Source organism: Actinoplanes sp. NPDC051494 (assembly GCF_044454705.1).
In the GTDB taxonomy this organism is placed as follows: domain Bacteria; phylum Actinomycetota; class Actinomycetes; order Mycobacteriales; family Micromonosporaceae; genus Actinoplanes.
Genome location: NZ_JBITDZ010000001.1, coordinates 240,707 through 259,355, shown reverse-complemented (window position 1 = coordinate 259,355; position 18,649 = coordinate 240,707). Strand labels below are relative to the sequence as shown.

Sequence of the window (18,649 nt, the reverse complement as noted above, 5' to 3'; positions counted from 1 at the left end):
GACCGGCCCCGGGGATTGCCTAGCTCACTTCGCGGGCCACGCCTTTTCGACGTTGTCGACCGTGGTCTTGGTGTCCTGACCGGTGATCCAGTTCGTCATCTGCTTGAAGATGGCGTTGGAGCCGACCGCGGCGGGCATCTGGTCCGAGCCGTCGAAACGGAAGACGGTGCTCGGGTTCTGCAGCAGCTCGGCCGACAGCTTGTCGATCGGGTTGCTCACCTTGGTGGTGTCCAGGCCCTTGTTGGCCGAGATCCAGCCCTGCGACAGGCCGGCCTTGATGTTGGCCCAGGTGTCCGTGGACAGGTACGTCTGGAACGCCTTGACCTCGGGACGGTCGGAGAACGCCAGGTTGAACTCGCCACCGCCGAGGACCGGCTTGCTGGCGGCGTCGTTGCCCGGCAGGTAGAACGCGAAGACGTCGCCGTCCTCGGCCACCTTGGTGTCCTTGTCGAAGTTCGCCGCGTAGAAGCTCGCCTGACGGTGCAGCGAGCAGGTGCCCTCGAGGATCGGCAGGCCCGCCTCCTGGAACGTGGTGGTGGCGATGCTCTTGACGTCGCCGAGACCGCCGTTCACGTAGGCCGGGTTCTTGAGGTACGCGCCGACGGCGTCGAGCGCCGCGGTGGACTCGGGGCCGTTGAACGGGATCTCGTGGCTGACCCACTTGTCGTAGGCCTCCGGCCCGGACAGCCGGAGCATGAAGTCCTCCATCCAGTCGGTGAGCGGCCAACCGGTCGCGTCACCGCTGGCGATGCCCGCGCACCACGGCTTCTTCTTGTCGGCGACCATCTTGTCGCTGAGCGCCTTGAGGTCGGCCAGCGTGGTCGGCACGGTGTAGCCGGAGTCCTTGAACTCGGTCGGCGAGTACCAGACCAGCGACTTCACGCTGGCACCCGACGGCGCGGCGTAGAACTTGCCGTTGGCGCTGCCGTACGCCTTCCAGTCGGCACCCCAGAACTTGTCCACGTTCGCGGCGACCTCGGCCGGGGCCTCGACCGCCTTGCCGGTGGCGACCAGCTGCTGCAGCAGACCGGGCTGCGGCACGATCGCGAGGTCCGGCGGGTTGCCGGCCTGCGCGCGGACCAGGATCTGCGCCTCGAAGGCCTTGTCGCCCTCGTACTTGATCGTGACGCCGGTGCACTGCTCGAAAGGCTTGTAGGAATTCTTGTACGCGGTGTCCTCCGGCGTGACGATGCCCGTGTATACGGAGACCGTCTTGCCCTTCAGATCGCCGTACGACGCGTACGGCGCGCAGTCGATGGCCTGCGCCGAGGCGCCCGCCTCGGCGTCCGTGTCGTCGCTGCTGCTACAGGCGGTCATTCCGAGCACCAGGCCAACGCCCACGGTGCCGGCGAGCGCGCCCCTCAGGCGCTGACTCTTCGCAAGACCGAACATGCCTCTCCCTATGTCACATCACATCACGCCGGGGCGTGACAACGCCGTCACCGTCTCCGGTTCCCCCGGCTGTCAGTCAAGAGCGCGAGGACGTGTTTCGCAATGTTTCCGAATGATCAACCGAGTAACGATTCGGCAGCGGGTCGAGGCCGTAGGGTGCGGTTATTGGTCTTCTTCCAGTGAAAGCGCTGGCCAGGAACCACTTCTGAATGGCTTGCGTCTATGCGGTGACGTTGCTGACGGTGCAAGATTTTTCATGACTCACGCCGTGGGAGCGTTCCCGGCGTGTCGCTTCCGGCAAGATCTACGGCCGGATCGTGCCCGGATGCGACGAGCCTCACAGCGAACGGGCACCGTTCCCACACCGTCCGGGCATCTCCGGCCTTCCGGCATCGCCACCGGCCTCCTCAGCGCCGTGCGGCGGGGGCCACCCGCCCCCGCCGGGTTCCGGCGCACCGATCCGGCGCACTGTGTCGTCGCCGTCAGGGGCACCGCTGGGTCTTCCCCCAGGGTTGCTGTACGACTATAGTCGTACGCACATGGGCGCGTCCTGGTCGGATCCAGGGCGGCCCACCTGCGACCAAGAAGGTATGACGATGCAGCAGCAATTCATCACACCTCAGAGATATGCTTCCGGTATGACCGAGCGCATCACGCTGAGCCTGCCCGACGACGTTGCCGCGACGCTGCGTGCCGCGGGCAACATGAGCGCCTACGTGACCGAGGCTGTCCGGCGGCGCACCGTGCGTGACCGGCACAACGAGGCGATGCGCGCGGTCGGCCTGGATCCGGAGGCCCTCGGCACCGAGGAGGCCAAGCGGCGTACCCGCAGCCGTCTGTATGTCTCCCCGGAACGGCAGGTCGCTGGCCGGGAGTTCGCCCGCCGGCTCGCCGCCGGGGAGGTGACCCTGTGAGGATCGCCGTCGTGTTCGACGCGAGCGCCGCGCGGGCCTACGCGCAGCACAGTATCGATGTCGGGGAAATCCTCGCGGAGATCACCGATGCCATCGACAATGGCGAAGATGTCCGTGCGGCTCTGCCGGCAATGAGCTACCTGACTGCCCTCACTGCCGACAACGCCGCGCATCTGCGACGGCTGGCCGGTCATCCCGCCGTCGCTGTGGTCGGCAACCGGCCCGAGCACGCCTTTCCGGCCGGGGAGATCGCAACTTCCTACGGCGTGCCCGGCGACACGGCGGCCTCGCTGTCTCTGGCGCAGGAGTACGGCACCGTTCTGCTGACCCGGCACGGTGCGGCCTTGCGCCGGAGCCCGCACCCGGAGATCGCCGATCGCCCCATCGACATCACCGGCGGTGAGTGAGCCGCGTCAGCGTTGTTCGCGGTCCCGGTAGGTCCAGGAGCCGGCGCCGAGGGCCGAGCCGCGGGGGCCCTGGTCGCCGCTGGTGCGGCTGATCTCGCCGTCGGCGAAGGTGCCGGTGGGGCGGCCCGCGATGCGGGTGTCGGCCGGCGCGGGTGCGGCGGCCTGGACGGGTGGTGACATGGCCTGGCGGCGGGCCGCGAGGTATTCCGCCGCCGCGCGGTCCTCGTCGTTCGGGGTGGCCATGAGCGCGTAGAGCAGGCCCACGAGGCCGAAGACGACGGTGAGGCCGATCGGGACCAGCAGGGACGTCCCCGAGGCGCCGGTCGGGACGACGTCGTCCCGGTGGGCGTGCACCGTCATGGCGGACATGCCCGTGAAGTGCATGCCGTTGACCGCGATGCCCATGATCAGGGCGGCGCCGAGGACGCCGGCCGGCCGGCTGACCGTGGCGGCGAGCCAGAGTGCCGCGGTGGCGGCGACGACCGCGATGGCGATCGACGCGGCGACCCGGCCCGGGCCGTACGTGATGCCGCCGTTGAGGTGCATGGCGGCCATGCCCATGTAGTGCATCGCCGCGACGCCCAGACCGGCCAGCACGCCGCCGATCACGATGCGCACGGGACGGCCGCGGGTGCCGCCGAACACGATGAGCAGGCCCGCTCCCACCGCCGCGACGGCGAGGACCGCGCTGGCCGCGGTCAGCGGGACGTCGTACTTGATGGTGGTGCCGACCACGCCGAAACCGAGCATGGCCACGAAGTGCATGGTCCAGATACCGGTGCCGCCGATGGCGACCGCCGACAGCGTGAGCCACCAGGCCCGTGCGCCGGTCGTGGCGGCCTGGCGCAGGCGGATCGCGCACACCAGTCCGAGCAGTGATCCGAGTACGGACAGTGCGTAACTGATCGCCGGTGTCACCCAGCCGTGCTGAAAGTGATGGACTTCCATGTTGCTGTACCCCCCAGGTAATTCCCCGGGCCGCATCTTGCCTGCTGGAGGTGGCCATCGCGGGGTCCGGAGGGCGTACCGGACCAAGATCGGCCCGTTCGGACTACCCGAGGCCATCTGACCAGCCGACAGTCCGGTGTCCCACGGACTGGAAGGGGGTCCTCCTGCGGGCCTCCTGTGCGGTCGATACGACCGGCTTCGGGTACTGTTTGTCGCCAGGCCGAGGGGCGCTGCGACGGGGAAACCCGCCACGCTCGGCTGAGACTCGTGACGGGCAGATCCTGGCAGGGGTCCCACACCGACCAAGGGCGCCTCCGAGAACTCCGCGGAGGTGGTCACATGGCAACAGCTGTGCGGAACGACGTGGCTCAGATGGACGTGGCACAGACACTACGTTCGCTGATGGCCGAGCGCATCCTCGTGCTCGACGGCGCGTGGGGCACGATGCTGCAGGGCGCCAAGCTCACCCCCGCGGACTTCCGGGGCGAGATCATCGGCGCCGAGCACCCCAAGGACGTCACCGGCGACCCCGACCTGCTCAACATCACCCGGCCCGACATCATCCTCGACGTCCACCGGCAGTATCTCGCCGCCGGCGCCGACATCACCACCACCAACACGTTCACCGCCACCAGCATCGGCCAGGCCGACTACGGCCTCGAGTCGATGGTGCGCGAGATGAACATCCAGGCCGCCCGGCTCGCCCGGCAGGCCGCCGACGAGATCGGCGGCAAGTTCGTCGCCGGGTCCATCGGCCCGCTGAACGTGACGCTGTCGCTGTCGCCCAAGGTCGACGACCCGGCCTATCGCGCCGTCACGTTCGATCAGGTCAAGGCGTCGTACGCGGAGCAGATCTCGGCCCTGGTCGAAGGTGGCGTCGACCTGCTGCTGATCGAGACGACGTTCGACACGCTCAACGTCAAGGCCGCGGTCGCCGCCGCGCGTGAGGTCGCCCCGGCGCTGCCGCTCTGGATCTCGGTCACCATCGTCGACCTGTCCGGCCGCACGCTGTCCGGGCAGACCGTGGAGGCGTTCTGGCGCTCGGTCGAGCGGGCCCAGCCGCTCGTCGTCGGCGTCAACTGCTCGCTCGGCGCGGCCGAGATGCGCCCGCACGTGGCCGACCTGGCCCGCCTCGCCGACACGTACGTCGCCTGCCACCCCAACGCGGGCCTGCCCAACGCGTTCGGCGGCTACGACCAGCAGCCCGCCGAGACCGCCGCACTGATCGGGGAGTTCGCCACCGCCGGCATGGTCAACATCGTCGGTGGCTGCTGCGGCACCTCCCCGGCGCACATCAAGCAGATCGCCGGCGCGGTCCAGGGGCTCGCCCCCCGGGTCATCGCGGCGCCCGCGCCGGCCACCCGGTTCAGCGGCCTGGAGCCGTTCGAGATCGGCCCCGACACCGGGTTCGTCATGATCGGCGAGCGCACCAACGTCACCGGCTCGGCGAAGTTCCGCCGGCTCATCGAGGGCGGCGACTTCCAGGCCGCCACCGACGTGGCCCTGGAACAGGTCCGCGGCGGGGCCAACCTGCTCGACGTGAACATGGACGCCGACCTGCTCGACAGCGAGCAGGCGATGACCACGTTCCTCAACCTGATCGCGACCGAGCCCGAGGTGGCCCGGATCCCGGTGATGATCGACAGCTCCCGCTGGTCGGTGCTGGAAGCCGGCCTCAAGTGCGTGCAGGGCAAGGGCGTGGTCAACTCGATCAGCCTCAAGGAGGGCGAGGAGCCGTTCCTGGCCCAGGCCCGCAAGATCCGCGACTACGGCGCCGGCGTGGTCGTCATGGCGTTCGACGAGCAGGGCCAGGCCGACACCACCGAACGCAAGGTCTCCATCTGCGGACGCGCGTACGACCTGCTCGTGAACGAGGCCGGGTTCGCGCCCGAGGACATCATCTTCGACCCGAACGTGCTCGCCGTGGCCACCGGCATCGCCGAGCACAACGGGTACGCCAAGGCGTTCATCGACGCGCTGCCGCTGATCAAGGCACGGTGCCCGGGTGCCCGTACCAGCGGTGGCATCTCGAACCTGTCCTTCTCCTTCCGCGGCAACGACGTCGTGCGCGAGGCCATGCACTCGGCCTTCCTGCTGTACGCGGTCCGCGCCGGCCTGGACATGGGCATCGTCAACGCCGGCCAGCTCGCGGTGTACGCCGACATCCCGGCCGACCTGCTCGAGCTCGTCGAGGACGTCATCTTCGACCGCCGCGAGGACGCCACCGACCGGCTGGTGACGTTCGCGTCCACGGTCACCGGCTCCGGCACCAAGCGGGTCGTCGACCTGTCCTGGCGTGAGGGCCCGGTCGCCGAGCGCCTGTCGTACGCGCTGGTGCACGGCATCGTCGACTTCGTCGAGGACGACACCGAGGAGGCCCGGCAGCAGTTCGCGCGCCCGCTCGAGGTCATCGAGGGCCCGCTGATGGACGGTATGAAGGTCGTCGGTGACCTGTTCGGCTCCGGCAAGATGTTCCTGCCGCAGGTCGTCAAGAGCGCCCGGGTGATGAAGCGCTCGGTGGCCTACCTCGAGCCGTTCATGGAGGCCGAGAAGGAGAAGGCCCGCCTCGAGGGCCGCGTCGACACCGGCCGCGGCCAGGGCAAGGTCGTGCTCGCCACGGTCAAGGGCGACGTGCACGACATCGGCAAGAACATCGTCGGCGTGGTGCTGGGCTGCAACAACTACGAGGTCATCGACCTCGGCGTGATGGTGCCCACCGCGAAGATCCTCGACGTCGCGCTGGCCGAGGGCGCCGACGCGATCGGCCTGTCCGGCCTGATCACGCCGTCGCTCGACGAGATGGTCGCGGTCGGTGCCGAGATGCAGCGCCGCGGCCTGAGCCTGCCGTTGCTCATCGGCGGCGCGACCACCTCCAAGCAGCACACCGCGGTCCGGATCGCGCCGGTGTACGAAGGTTCCACCGTCCACGTCCTCGACGCCTCCCGCGTCGTCGGAGTGGTCTCCGACCTGCTCGACGAGGGCCGCGCCGAGACCCTCGACACCGCCAACCGGGTCGAGCAGGAACGGCTGCGCGAACAGCACGCCAACCGCCGCTCCCAGCCGATGCTCACCGTGCACGAGGCCCGCGCCAACCGCGAGGTCGTCGACTTCACCGACCTGCCCACCCCGTCGTCGCCCGGTCTGCACGTCGTCGAGCCGTCGATCGCCGAGCTGCGCACGATGATCGACTGGCAGTTCCTGTTCCTCGCGTGGGAACTCAAGGGCAAGTACCCGGCGATCCTCGACCAGCCGGTGGCCCGCGAACTCTTCGACGACGCCAACACCCTGCTCGACACAATCATCGAGGACGGATCCTTCCAGGCCAAGGGCGCGTACGCGTTCTGGCCCGCCCACGCCGAGGACGACGACATCGTCCTCGACAACGGCTACCGTTTCCCGATGCTGCGCCAGCAGACGGTCAAGCCGGCCGGCCGCGCCAACCGCTGCCTCGCCGACTACATCGCCCCCGGCCGCGGCGACCACCTGGGCGGCTTCGCGGTCGCCATCCAGGGCGCGGAGGAACTCGCCAAGAAGTACGAGGACGACCAGGACGACTACCGCGCCATCATGGTCAAGGCCCTCGCGGACCGCCTCGCCGAAGCCTTCGCCGAGCACATCCACCTGCAGGTCCGCCGCGAATGGTTCGAACCGGACGCCGACCCCGATCTCGCGGACCTGCACGCGGAACGCTTCCGTGGCATCCGCCCGGCACTCGGCTACCCGGCCAGCCCGGACCACAGCGAGAAGAAGGAACTGTTCGAGCTCCTCGAGTCCGACAAACTCGGCATCGGCCTCACCGAGTCGTTCGCGATGACCCCGGCGGCGGCGGTCAGCGGCCTGATCTTCGCCCACCCGCAGGCCAAGTACTTCACGGTCGGCCGCCTGGCCAAGGACCAGATCGAGGACTACTCCAAGCGCCGCGACATGCCGATCGACGAGGTCGAGAAGTGGCTGCGGCCCAACCTGGCGTACGACATCGCATAACCGCGCGACGTCCGGTTGTGGAGACCCCGCAACCGGACGCCCCGGCGGTCATCGGCCCGGGTAGTCTCCGGTGAAATTCCAGGAGAGCAGAACAATCAGGTACCAGAGGCCATAGAGCCCGACCAGGACGGCCAGCCCCCAGCCGAGCCACTTGACCACCTTCGGCGTCCGCCTGCCTGCCACCCGTTCAGCCTGCCACACGATTCACCTCCCGCCGCCGCGTTGCCGAGGTCTTCGCACCGGCACCGGGCGGCTCTCGCAATCACTCCAAAACCGGTCGCGCAACTGCCCGCCGAAGTCCGCCCCATCACCCCGATGCTTGCGGCATCTTTCCTGCCGGAGTGGTCTCCGGAGCGCGAAATCCGGCGCACGGTTCTGCCGACGTGAGTGCGACGCTCTGCTGTGCGGGCGCCACTCGATCCACAGTGGCTCCCGCTAGCACTTCATAGAGAATTCTGTCCATAGTCCATTCGGGGAAGAATCCCACGTGGAGCTTGCCGACCTATGCAACCATGGCTATATGGGGGCGCAAAGGCGCATACGGAAGGCTCACGATGAAGAATGCGAAAGGTGGGCTGGTCGCTTTCCTGGTAGGTTCCATTCTGACCGGAGCAATCTATGCCGACCAGGGCTTGGGGAAGGCTGCACTGTGGGCGAACCTGCTCGTACTTCCGAGCATCATTGTCCTGGGCTGGCAGCAGTATGCTGAATACGTTGAATCCCGGCGCACCGATGAAGATCGGGCCTCTGTAAATTCGGAAAGTATCGAACGCTGGGAAATAAAATTGGCCGAGATCCTCGAGGGTCATTATTCGGACGAGTACGCCCGACAGTTGCGCGGCGCAAGTGAGATCAAGACGACATGGAAGGTTGCGGAAAAGAACCTTCAAGGCGGCCGTCGGCCGCCTGCGGCCATAGCGGCGGCTGCCTACAGCGCTGCTGATCGAGAACTTAAGACTTTTCATTCTCTACGCGTACCGCGCATGGTAATTCTAGGGGCAGCAGGAGCAGGGAAAACTACATTCGCCTTGCGCCTTGCCTTATCAATGTTGGGCGAAGCGGGCCGCAGCCTTCCGGTGGTGGTTTCTGCGGACTCATGGCGCGTTGACCAAGAAAATTTCGCAACCTTCATGGAACGGGAGATGGCTACGGCATACCCATCGATCATGGTTGGCAAGAAGCCGAGCTCGCGCCGCCAGGGGCCATCATCTGTAGCTGCCCGATTGCTGGCGTCCGGAAGAGTGACGCCCATTGTCGACGGCTTGGACCGACTTTCCCGGACCGGACAGGCCACCGCACTTTCCTCGATCAATATTTGGCTCGGTAAGGACCGTTCGTTGATCCTCACTTGCACAGGTGAGGACTACCGATGGCTGATGGAGAATGAATCCCCCGTACTTCTGTCGGGATCAACCGCAATTGAGATACAGCCCGTCTCCCCCAAGGCTGTCATCGAATACCTAGCTCACAATACGACCGGCCTCGTTGAGGTACGCTCGAAGCGGGATCCCTCGTCTGATTTGAATGTCTTGGCATCGTACGCAACAAGCCCACTTCTCGCCTCGGTGCTCCGCGACGAGCTGACGGCCCAGGGATGGTCTCACGATCGTATGCATGAGCTCGCCTCGCGGTCGGCCGACGATCTCCGGCGCCAGATATTCAGCGCTTTCGCACGTCAAACGTTTCAGAACGTTTCGGATATCTTCGGCGTCTCGCCGCTCACTGCGCAACGGTGGACATACAAGATTGCGCAGGGTACCTCCCAGCGGGGCCTCACGCGATTCGGCTGGTGGGGAATTGTATCCTGGTTGCCCAGATGGGCTCTCGCACTGGCCTCCGGGTTGATAGCTGCCATCATGGATTTCACGACAGGTGTAGCGTTCGGAGGGATCGGCCCTACAGCAATCATCGTGAATTCGGTGAACAGCATGGTCGTGGGTGCAACAGTCATGCTGGGCGTAGGTTTGGGGATGCGAACGCGTCCCTCGCGCATCGCCCTCCGCTGGCCGACTCTCAGCGAGCTGGCGCTTGGGCTCATCAGTGGTGCCTCCATTGGATTCGTGAGCGGTCTGGCAATCTACATCGCTCTCGTCATCGGTCACCGGACAGCGAGCTGGGGCCTGGTTCCCGCAGCAGTGTTGGTCGGATCTACGATAGGCCTGATAACCGGTCTCGCCTCCGCGTTCGACTCTGGCCCCGGCAAGCAGGACGGGCTAGCGCCCGAGCTGATCGTGAAAAGAGCGCGCCAAGGCGCCGTGGGATACGCGGCCGCCGTGAGCGGCATGTCGACGATCGTATACTTCTGTGCATATCGGTTGGCGATACCACTTTTCCCGACCGCAGGTGACTGGGGAACACCTACACGTATAAGTTTCGCCGGCGCGGCAATGGGGGCGTCAAGCACCTTCATCGCGATGGTCGGTCTCACGAGATGGTGCCAATTCCGAATTTCTCATGTGTGGCTCACGCTTGCGCGTTGGACGCCGTGGCGCCTTATGAAATATCTGGATGCCCTCGTGACGGTAGGTTTACTCATACCTGCCGGACCTCGTTATCGCTTCGTCCATAGCCAGCTGCAAGAAGCGATCATCTCGATGAGGCCAGAAAGGAAACGGATCGAACTAAGAGTAAAACGATGATGAAGTCTCACATTAATGGGTGGACGAGCAGCATCATGTGAATGTTTCCAGCGGCTGACTCATCTGCCGCACTCCGGTGGCTCGTGGTAGTCGGAGGTGACGACGGTGTGCTACGCGTCGACATTCAACTTCGCAACGGGCGCTCGTCCACCAGCACAACGACGGAGCTGCCGAGCTCATGGGTGGACTGCGCGGGCAACGTCGAGTGCCTCCGCCCGCGGGTCGGCCATGTCCTGGCGCTCCTGTCCGTATCGTTCGGCCCCGGCCATCGACTGCTGAACCCAGTGCCCGTTTACCCGTTCATGACCTCGCAGGTGCCCTCATGTGCCGCTGAGAAGCGCGTGGTGCGTTGGTTTCCTCCGACGTGTGCCTTGATCGTCGATGAACCTGGTAGCGCGCGTCGGGCTGGGTCAGGTGGTCCCTGACGATCTGGCACGGGCACCACATGCGTGGCACGGCGGGTCTCAGAGCGCGGTGTGGCCGGACGTGGCCGCCCATCTGATCGTGCAAGGGGCGGAAGGGGAAGCGACCTCGGAGCTTGCCGGTCTACCTCGGACAGCGTCGCCCTGGGCGGTGGATCACCTGGTACCCAGCCTGCTGGCCGAGCTCGCCATCCCGGAATTGTCAGCGCAGCAGGTTGGCGACCTGGTAGCGCGGGTGTTCGGATACGTCGCCGCCATCCGGGCCGGCACCGACGAGTTCGCGGCGGTCCGGGCACTGGCCCGACTTGCTCCGGACAATGACTATCCCGATGGCGATATCGGCGACGCCTACTCTGCCTCGGAATGGCTGGACTGCGAGTGTCATGTCAACTCGCCCGAACGCGACGCCGCCACCGCCATGGAGAGCACCCTCCGCGGCAGCGAGCCCTTGGTCATCGACCCAGGACTCCTGTGGGCCCTGAGCACCACGTGGTTCCGGCGATAGTCCAGTCCGACTGGCGCACCGGTATCCGATCTGCCCTGGAGTGAACCGGCTCGGCGAGGCGGGGCGGGGCACCCGGCCGGGACAGATTTCCGTCCGGTGCGGCCTTGCCTGTACGGACGCCCCGGACGCGGCGGTGCAACGTCTCGCCGGGTGGAGGTCGTGGATCCGCAAGCGGGGTCGTCACAGGGGGTGGCAGGTGTCGGGCTCGCCGGGGCGTGCGTCGTAGCAGCCGTACTGGAGGCCGTTCGCTGACTGGTCGAGGCCGGCGTCGGTGAAGTGGACGAGCGACACCCAGCCCCACTGGCCGTTGTCCGCCCGGGTGTACGCCCACCAGAAGTTGGTGGACGAGTTCTCCTTGTACGACTCGCCCGGCTGCTGGCCCAGGAACCAGTGGGCACTGTTGCCGGTGAGGGTGCCCACGCGCGCGGACGCGTGGTCGGGGCGGCTCATGACCGGCACGTTCGGGGTTCGCAGGGTGCAGTGCTGGCCGTGGACCCGCGCCGCGGCGATCCAGCTCGGCACGGTGCAGTGGCCGCCGCCGCCTCCGATGACGTGGTTGGTGAGCCAGTCGTCCAGCACGGTGAGGTTGGCGCTGCTGAGGTAGTCGACGCTGGCGTACATGGCGTCGGTCCAGGATCGGCTGTGGTCGGGGCAGTCGATCAGGTCCCATACCCGTACGTGGTGGCCGGTGGTCTGGGCTTGGATGATCTCGTCCCAGTGCACCGTCTCGATGGACTTGTCGTCGCTGTAGGTGCAGTCCGCGTTCGTGGCCGGGGCCGGGAAGCTGATCACCGGGACCAGGTCCGCGTTGTACTGACCGGCGTCGGCGGCGAAACTGCCGTCCAGGAACGCGTACGTGTCGGTCTGTCGCGTCAGCAACCCACGCACCGAGTCGTAGCCGCCGGCGCCGGCCGGGAACTGCTCATCGTTGTGACTGCCGGTGATGACCACCTGCACCGGCCCCCAGTGCCGCGCGGTCGCGTCGACGTGGAACAGCATGCCGCGGTACGCCTCGAGCGCGCTCATGATCTGCTCGGCGACCACGAGAGGGTTGTTCGGCGCAGCGCCCGCGTCCGTGGGGAGCGTGCAGCCGGTCGGGGTCTCCACGCAGTTGATCGCGACGAAGAGGAAGACCGGTTGGTGGTATCCCGGGTAGACCCGGCCGCCGGTGGCGTTCACCCGGGCGCTGAGTCCTTGCAGGTACGTCGGCTCGAAGGGTCTCTCGGTGATCCGGGCGCCGCGACTGTCCCGGCAGGTGTCGCCCTCGACGTGGTGGCAGAGCACCAGCGCGCCGTCACGCAGGGAGACGTCGGTCCCGATGCTGGTGAAGCCGTGGTCGAGGGCGTCATGCAACGGCCGCGGGTTGAGGTGGTCGTCGGATGCGTGCCCGTGCTCCAGGGGCGTCACACCGGCCACCGCTGCCGCGACGGGTGCCGCCGCGGCCGGCCGCTGCCGGGGTTCCTGGCCGCGCAGGACGAACGCGGCGGCGACGCCGGCGATCACGACGGCGCTCAGGGCGCCGATGACCAGCGCCCGGCGCCGGCCCGGCCGGCGCGTGGTGAAGTATGCGTCGATCACCACGGGTTCCCCCGGGGACCTGGTGACGACCTGAGGCGCGGGTACGGCTCGTGGCGCGCGTTCGTCGGCCTGCCGGGCGGCGTCGAGCAGCGCCGACACGCGGGTGCTGGCCACCACGAGCCGCTCCGCGTCGACGTCCGTCAACGGTGTGCGGGCGATGACGTGCGCGGCCCGGGCGACGGCGACGACGAGAACCGGATCGGTGAGGTGGCGCAGGTCGCCGGCGAGCACCGACGCCACGTCGTCCTTGTCGACGGACAGGCCGGGGGCCAGCCGGTGGGCCCGGATCACTTCCGCCAGGTGGCGCAGGGAGCCGGGCTGCCGCCTGCGACGGGGCGCCGGCGAGCCGGGCGGTGGGGTGTACACACCGACCCGGGCGGCGTGCACCACCGCGGCATTGAGCTGGGAGGCCAGGAGCTGCGCGGCCTCGTACACCTCGATCCACCACGCTTCCCGCACCCTGATCCTCTCTCCCGAGCCTGCCATCGATCGACACCCTAGCCGGACCGTAACTGTCTGACCAGGACAGATAGCGCTATCTGGGGGACAGATCACTGTTGTCCGGGCCGATCGCGCCGGCCCACCATCGAACCGTTCAACCATGAAGGAGGATCGATGGACGAAGGTCAGAAGTCACGCCGTACGGTTCGAGCGGTACTGGCGGTGGTGTTCGCTCTCGTGGCGACCGTGGCCGGCGCCGTGGTGAGCTCGCCGGCGCAGGCCGCAAGTTGCCACGCCTCGGGGTATGCGTGTCTGTACGCCGACAACGGTTTCCTGAAGTTCCAGGACGACTTCCGGGCGGACCGGGCCCTGCCCAGCGGCTGGAACAACACGATGAGTTCGTTCCGGAACCGGACGACCTGCGCGGTACGGCTGTACGACTCGGCCGGCGGCACCGGTAAGTACGTCACGGTCCCCGCCCACACGGAGGTGCGCAGCCTGGGCAACAAGTTCGGGAAGTTCTGGAACGACCGGGTCAGTTTCCTCGATTTCTGCCCGTGAGCTGACCGGCCGGGGAGGCATTGCCTAGGATCACTGTCTCCCCGCCGCCTCAGCGCAGAGGATGTCCTGATGACCGATCCCCGCATCGACGCGACCCGGCCGAGCAGCGCCCGGGTGTGGAACTACCTGCTGGACGGCAAGGACAACTTCGCCGTCGACCGGGAATTGGGGGACGCGCTCTGTACGGCGAATCCGGCGATCGCGGCCGTCGCGCAGGCGCAGCGGCGGTTCCTCGTCCAGGCGGTGACGCTCCTCGCCGGTGAGGCGGGGGTCCGGCAGTTTCTGGACATCGGCACCGGTCTGCCCACCGCCGACAACACCCACGAGGTCGCGCAGCGGGTGGCGCCCGCGTCACGGGTCGTCTACGTCGACAACGACCCCCTCGTGCTGGTGCACGCCCGTGCGCTGCTGACGAGTTCAGCCGAGGGAGCGACCGCCTACATCGACGCCGCCGTGGAGGATCCGGAGCGGATCCTGAGCGAGGCCGCCCACACCCTGGACCTCGGCCGCCCGGTGGCGTTGACCATGATCGGCATCCTGGGCAACGTCGCCGACTACGAGCAGGCCCGGTCGATCGTGGCGCGGCTGCTCGACGCGGTCCCGTCGGGCAGCTACCTGGCGGTCAGCGACGGGACGAGCACCAGCGCGGCGAGTGTGGAGAGCCAGCGGGTCGCCAAGCAGAACGGGCACCCGTACAACCTGCGCACGCCCGAGGAGATCCGCGGCTACTTCGAGGGCCTGGAGCTGCTGGAACCCGGCCTGGTCCCGACGTCCCGGTGGCGGCCGGCACCGGGAACGGCACAGCCCGACCTCGACGTGTACTGCGCGGTGGGCCGCAAGCCCTGATGCTTGACCGTTATCTCTACCGTTTCCGGCTATGAGACGTACTACGGCACTTGTCGCGGCAACGGTGTTCGTGGCTCTGGTGGCGGGATGCTCGGCGGACGCGGCCCCGCGTGACGGGTCACCCACCCCGACCGATGCCGCCGAGGTCGAGCGGGTGGCGGGGGTGCACCTGCCGGCGTCGGCCGAGTTGCTCAGGGCGGAGACGGTGGGTTTCCAGGATTCGCAGGTGTGGGCGGTGTTCCGGATGCCGGCGAAGGAGCTGGACGGTTTCCTCGAGCGCGGGAAACTGCCCGACCCCGAACCCGGCCTGCACGCGGTCGCGGGATCGTTCGACACGGTGCCGGGATTGGATCCGGATGCGGCGGTCACGGTCTCCGGCATCAACCAGTGGGACGCGGTCTCGCCCGAGGGTTACTACCGCAAGATGATGTTCGACCTCGACGACCCGGGCGAGGTGACCACCTACCTGGTCGCGGTCATGCCATGACCAGGCAGGTGGCGAGAGGTCAGGGCGCGGAGGACGGCGGGGGCCGCTCGGCGCCGGTTTCCTCGCCGAGGGGGTCGTCGGCACAACATCGATTCCTATGAATGAGCTGTGGTTGATCTTAGGCCGGTCATACCGGAAGGGTCATTCCGCCGGGGCGGCGGCCTGCAGTGCCAGCCAGATCCGGTCGCTGGTGAACGGCGGGTCGGTGAAACGGATGCCGGTCGCGTCCCGCAGCGCGTTGGCCAGGGCCGGGGCCACCGGGTTGTACGGGCTCTCGCTCATCGATTTCGCGCCCAGCGGCCCGATCGTGTCCTCGGTGGACGCGAACACCACCTCGGTGTACGGGATGTCGGCGAACGACGGCAGGTGATACTGCCGGAAGCCGGTCGTGGTGACCTCGCCGGTGCCCGGGTCCAGCACCATGCGCTCGGTGAGCGCCGAGCCGATGGCCTGGGCGACGCCGCCCTCGACCTGGCCGCGGCACTGCAGCGGGTTCAGCACCCGGCCCGCGTCGGCGCTGTGCACGCTGCGCAGGATGCGGAGTTCGCCGGTGCCCGGGTCGACCGCGACGCGGAACCACTGGGCGTTGAACGCCACCGACCGGGGGCTGCCCTTCCAGTGCCCGTGCCCGCTGACCGGCGCCGCCTCGCCGGCGTCGATCCGGGCCCGCAGCTCCTGCGCCGCGGCCAGCACGGCCTGACCGGCGACGACCACGCCGGTGGAGGCGAACGCCCCGGTGTCGTGGGTGACCACGTCGGTGTCGGACTGCCGGATCGTGATCCGGTCGGTGGTGGTGCCGAGCACGTCGGCCGCGATCTGGGCGTGCACCGTGGTGCTGCCGTTGCCGAACTCGGACGTGCCGACCGCGATCTCGTAACGGCCGTCGCCCAGCAGGGTCACGGTGGCGTCGGCGAAGTGGCCGCCGGGCGGTCCCGCGGCGATCATCGCCATCGCCATGCCGTCCCCGACCAGCCAGCCCGCGGGGGCGTCGGCCGGGGGTGCGGCCGCGGCGTCCCGGATCGCGGTCAGGCACTGGTCGAGGCCGTAGCTGGCGATGGTGAGGTCGTCGGCGTGCGAGCCGGGCGCGGTCATCGGCTCACCGGGGAGCACCACGTTGCGCTCACGCAGCAGCACCGGGTCCAGGCCGAGGCGGCGGGCCAGTTCGTCCAGCACCGACTCGACGGCGAACGACACCTGGCCGAGACCGTACCCGCGGAACGCCCCGGCCGGGACGGTGTTCGTGTAGACCGCGTACGCGTCGGTCCTCTTGTTGGCGCAGCGGTACACCGAGATCGACTCGTGGCAGCCGTGGAACATGACCGACGGCCCGTGGTTGCCGTACGCGCCGGTGTTCGAGACCACCCGCAACGACAGGGCGGTGAGCGTGCCGTCGCGGCGGGCGCCCGCTTTCATCCGTACGGTGAAAGGGTGTCGGGTCGTCGCGCCGGTGAACTGCTCGGCGCGGGTGTATTCGTGCTTGACCGGCTGCCCGGTGGTGCGCACCGCGAGCGCGACGAGGTCCTCGACCAGCATCTCCTGCTTGCCGCCGAAGCCGCCGCCGACCCGCCCGGTCAGCACCCGCACCTGGTCGAGGTCCAGGTCGTAGAGGTCGGCCAGGGCGCGCCGGGTCAGGAACGGCGTCTGGGTGCTGGAGCGCAGCGTGAGCCGGCCGCGTTCGTCGAGCCAGCCGATCGCGCCGTGCGTCTCCAGCGCGGCGTGCTGCACCCGGCCGGTGCGGAAGGTCTGCTCGTAGACGACATCCGCCTCGGCGAAACCGTCCTCGACCGACCCGATCTCGTCGTCGAGCCGGCCGATGACGTTGGACGTCCCGTGGACTGCGGGGGCGCCGGGCAGCAGCGCCTCCTCGGGGTCGAGCACGGAGGGCAACACGTCGTACGTCACGCGCAGCAGCCGGCAGCCCTGCTCGGCGGCGCCCTCGGACTCCGCGACGACCGCCGCGACCCGCTGCCCGACGAAACGGACCACGTCGTCGAGCACCCGGGTGTCGTACGGGTCCTCATCGGGGTGTTCGTGCCGGGCGGTGGAGAACCGCCGCTCCGGCGCGTCACGGTGGGTGAGCACGGCCCGGACACCGGGCACGGCCAGTGCCGCGGTCGCGTCGATCTCGAGGATCCGGGCGTGCGCGTGCGGCGACCGCAGCACCGTGAGGTGCAGCATGCCCGGCACGTCCACGTCGAACGTGTAGCGGGCGGTCCCGGTGACGACCTGCGGCCCGGCGGGCGCGCCCAGCCCCGCCCCGACCGCCTCGCCCGCGGCCGGTTCCTCGACGGTGCGCACCCCGTGGATCGCGTCGGCGACCGCGCGGTAACCGGTGCACCGGCACAGATTGCCCTTGAGGGAACGGGGCAGGTCGGCGAGCCGGTCGTCGTCCAGCGCGGCCGTCGTCATGATCATCCCGGCGGTGCAGAACCCGCACTGGAAGCCCTGCGCGTCCAGGAACCGCTGCTGCACCGGGTGCAGTCCGTCCGCCGGGGCCAGCCCCTCGATCGTGGTGACCCGCTTGCCGGCCGCGCGGAACGCCGGATAGACGCAGCTGTGCACCGGCTGCCCGTCGACGTGCACCGTGCAGGCCCCGCAGTCGCCGGTGTCGCAGCCCTTCTTGACGCCGAAACAGCCCTCCTCGCGCAGGAACGTGCGCAGGCACTGACCGGGCCGGGGCTCGCGGTCGTGGTCGGCGCCGTTGATCCGGACCGTCATGCGGCCAGCTCCGCCCGGATCTCCCGCGCGAACCGCACGGTCAGGTGCCGGCGCCAGGCCGGCAACCCGTGCACGTCGTCGGTCCACGCGTCGTCCGGGATCAGGTCGCCGATCCCGTCGACGAGGTCCTGCTCGGACGGCATCGCCGGGAAACGCAGCTGGTAGGGCCGCACGGTCGCGGCGGTCACGGTCAGGACGAAGCCGCCGGCCGGGGTGCGGCGCCCGGCCAGCAGCGCGGCCGACCGGCCGTGGGTGAACAACGACCCCTGACGGTACGCGGTGGGCCCGGTCAACGACCCCGCCGGAAGGGTGACCGAGCGCAGCAGCTCGCCGTCGCGCAGCACCGTGCGCCCGTCGCCGGTCACGAACGCGGTCACCGGGACCCGCCGCTCGCCGTCCGGCCCGAGCAGCAGGCACTGTCCGTCGAGCGCCGCGGTCAGCGCGATCATCGGCCCGGCGGGCAGCGCGGCGCAGAGGTTGCCGCCGACGGTGGCGACGTTCCAGATCTTGAAGCTGGCCAGGAACGCCTGGCAGCAGCCGGTGGTCAGCCCGTGGAACGCGGTGAACCGCTGCGCCCCGCCGAACCGGGACAGCTCGGCCACCGTGCAGGTCGCGGCGATCTCCAGCCCGTCGTCACGCACGGTGATCGGGGGCCAGCCCGCCGCGGCGAGGTCGAGGAGCCGGACGACCCCGGGCCGGGGCTCACCGAACAACGCCGTGCCGCCCGCCAGCCACGCGTCCCCGGGCCGCCACTGCCCGGCCCGGGCCGGGCTCACCACCTCGGTCACTGTGTGCAGATCCACGCAC

At 68.7% G+C, this 18,649-nt stretch carries 14 protein-coding genes; 8 read left to right on the top strand and 6 right to left on the bottom strand.

The annotated features are described in order from the left end of the window. Positions 1–24 precede the first annotated feature (24 nt). Positions 25–1,392 (bottom strand): ABC transporter substrate-binding protein, encoded by a 1,368-nt coding sequence (locus tag ACIA6A_RS01205; protein ID WP_396095338.1) that lies wholly within the window; start codon positions 1,390–1,392, stop codon positions 25–27. 638 nt (positions 1,393–2,030) lie between these two features. Here ACIA6A_RS01205 and ACIA6A_RS01200 point away from each other — a divergent pair. Beyond that, entirely contained in the window at positions 2,031–2,306 is a 276-nt protein-coding gene (locus ACIA6A_RS01200; protein WP_396095337.1) for a hypothetical protein, read from the top strand. Then, positions 2,303–2,713 carry a hypothetical protein gene (locus ACIA6A_RS01195; protein WP_396095336.1) on the top strand — a complete coding sequence of 137 codons (411 nt, stop codon included), beginning with the start codon at positions 2,303–2,305 and terminating at the stop codon, positions 2,711–2,713. The genes ACIA6A_RS01200 and ACIA6A_RS01195 overlap by 4 nt, the downstream gene beginning before the upstream one ends. Before the next feature lie 6 nt (positions 2,714–2,719). On the opposite strand, the gene ACIA6A_RS01190 is transcribed toward ACIA6A_RS01195, so the two are convergent. After that, a complete protein-coding gene (locus tag ACIA6A_RS01190; protein ID WP_396095334.1) occupies positions 2,720–3,661 on the bottom strand; it encodes an MHYT domain-containing protein in 942 nt (313 codons plus the stop codon). Positions 3,662–4,063: 402 nt separating this feature from the next. Between ACIA6A_RS01190 and metH the strand changes: the two genes are divergently transcribed. Beyond that, positions 4,064–7,645 (top strand): methionine synthase, encoded by a 3,582-nt coding sequence (metH, locus tag ACIA6A_RS01185; RefSeq protein WP_396096422.1) that lies wholly within the window; start codon positions 4,064–4,066, stop codon positions 7,643–7,645. A gap of 48 nt (positions 7,646–7,693) precedes the next feature. On the opposite strand, the gene ACIA6A_RS01180 is transcribed toward metH, so the two are convergent. Next, on the bottom strand, positions 7,694–7,846 hold the full coding sequence (locus ACIA6A_RS01180) for a hypothetical protein (RefSeq protein WP_396095333.1): 153 nt from the start codon (positions 7,844–7,846) through the stop codon (positions 7,694–7,696). 353 nt (positions 7,847–8,199) lie between these two features. Between ACIA6A_RS01180 and ACIA6A_RS01175 the strand changes: the two genes are divergently transcribed. Together ACIA6A_RS01175 and ACIA6A_RS01170 are read left to right on the top strand one after the other, a co-directional pair. After that, positions 8,200–10,284 carry a hypothetical protein gene (locus tag ACIA6A_RS01175; protein ID WP_396095331.1) on the top strand — a complete coding sequence of 695 codons (2,085 nt, stop codon included), beginning with the start codon at positions 8,200–8,202 and terminating at the stop codon, positions 10,282–10,284. Between the two features lie 486 nt (positions 10,285–10,770). Further along, positions 10,771–11,211: a hypothetical protein gene (locus ACIA6A_RS01170; protein ID WP_396095330.1), complete on the top strand. Its 441-nt coding sequence runs from the start codon at positions 10,771–10,773 to the stop codon at positions 11,209–11,211. A gap of 180 nt (positions 11,212–11,391) precedes the next feature. Here the strand turns inward: ACIA6A_RS01170 and ACIA6A_RS01165 are convergent, their stop codons facing one another. After that, positions 11,392–13,248: a hypothetical protein gene (locus ACIA6A_RS01165; protein WP_396095329.1), complete on the bottom strand. Its 1,857-nt coding sequence runs from the start codon at positions 13,246–13,248 to the stop codon at positions 11,392–11,394. Between the two features lie 156 nt (positions 13,249–13,404). Here ACIA6A_RS01165 and ACIA6A_RS01160 point away from each other — a divergent pair, with 156 nt between their 5' ends. From ACIA6A_RS01160 to ACIA6A_RS01150, 3 genes are all read left to right on the top strand, one after another. Beyond that, entirely contained in the window at positions 13,405–13,791 is a 387-nt protein-coding gene (locus ACIA6A_RS01160) for a peptidase inhibitor family I36 protein (RefSeq protein WP_396095328.1), read from the top strand. 69 nt (positions 13,792–13,860) lie between these two features. Beyond that, a complete protein-coding gene (locus ACIA6A_RS01155; RefSeq protein WP_396095327.1) occupies positions 13,861–14,637 on the top strand; it encodes an SAM-dependent methyltransferase in 777 nt (258 codons plus the stop codon). 31 nt (positions 14,638–14,668) lie between these two features. Further along, positions 14,669–15,124 carry a hypothetical protein gene (locus ACIA6A_RS01150; protein ID WP_396095326.1) on the top strand — a complete coding sequence of 152 codons (456 nt, stop codon included), beginning with the start codon at positions 14,669–14,671 and terminating at the stop codon, positions 15,122–15,124. A 141-nt stretch (positions 15,125–15,265) separates the two neighbouring features. Here the strand turns inward: ACIA6A_RS01150 and ACIA6A_RS01145 are convergent, their stop codons facing one another. Together ACIA6A_RS01145 and ACIA6A_RS01140 are read right to left on the bottom strand one after the other, a co-directional pair. Continuing rightward, positions 15,266–17,842: a molybdopterin-dependent oxidoreductase gene (locus tag ACIA6A_RS01145; protein WP_396095325.1), complete on the bottom strand. Its 2,577-nt coding sequence runs from the start codon at positions 17,840–17,842 to the stop codon at positions 15,266–15,268. Further along, the gene (locus ACIA6A_RS01140; RefSeq protein ID WP_396095324.1) at positions 17,839–18,645 is read right to left on the bottom strand and encodes an FAD binding domain-containing protein; all 807 of its coding nucleotides are present in this window, start codon (positions 18,643–18,645) and stop codon (positions 17,839–17,841) included. The genes ACIA6A_RS01145 and ACIA6A_RS01140 overlap by 4 nt, the downstream gene beginning before the upstream one ends. Between the last annotated feature and the right edge of the window lie 4 nt (positions 18,646–18,649).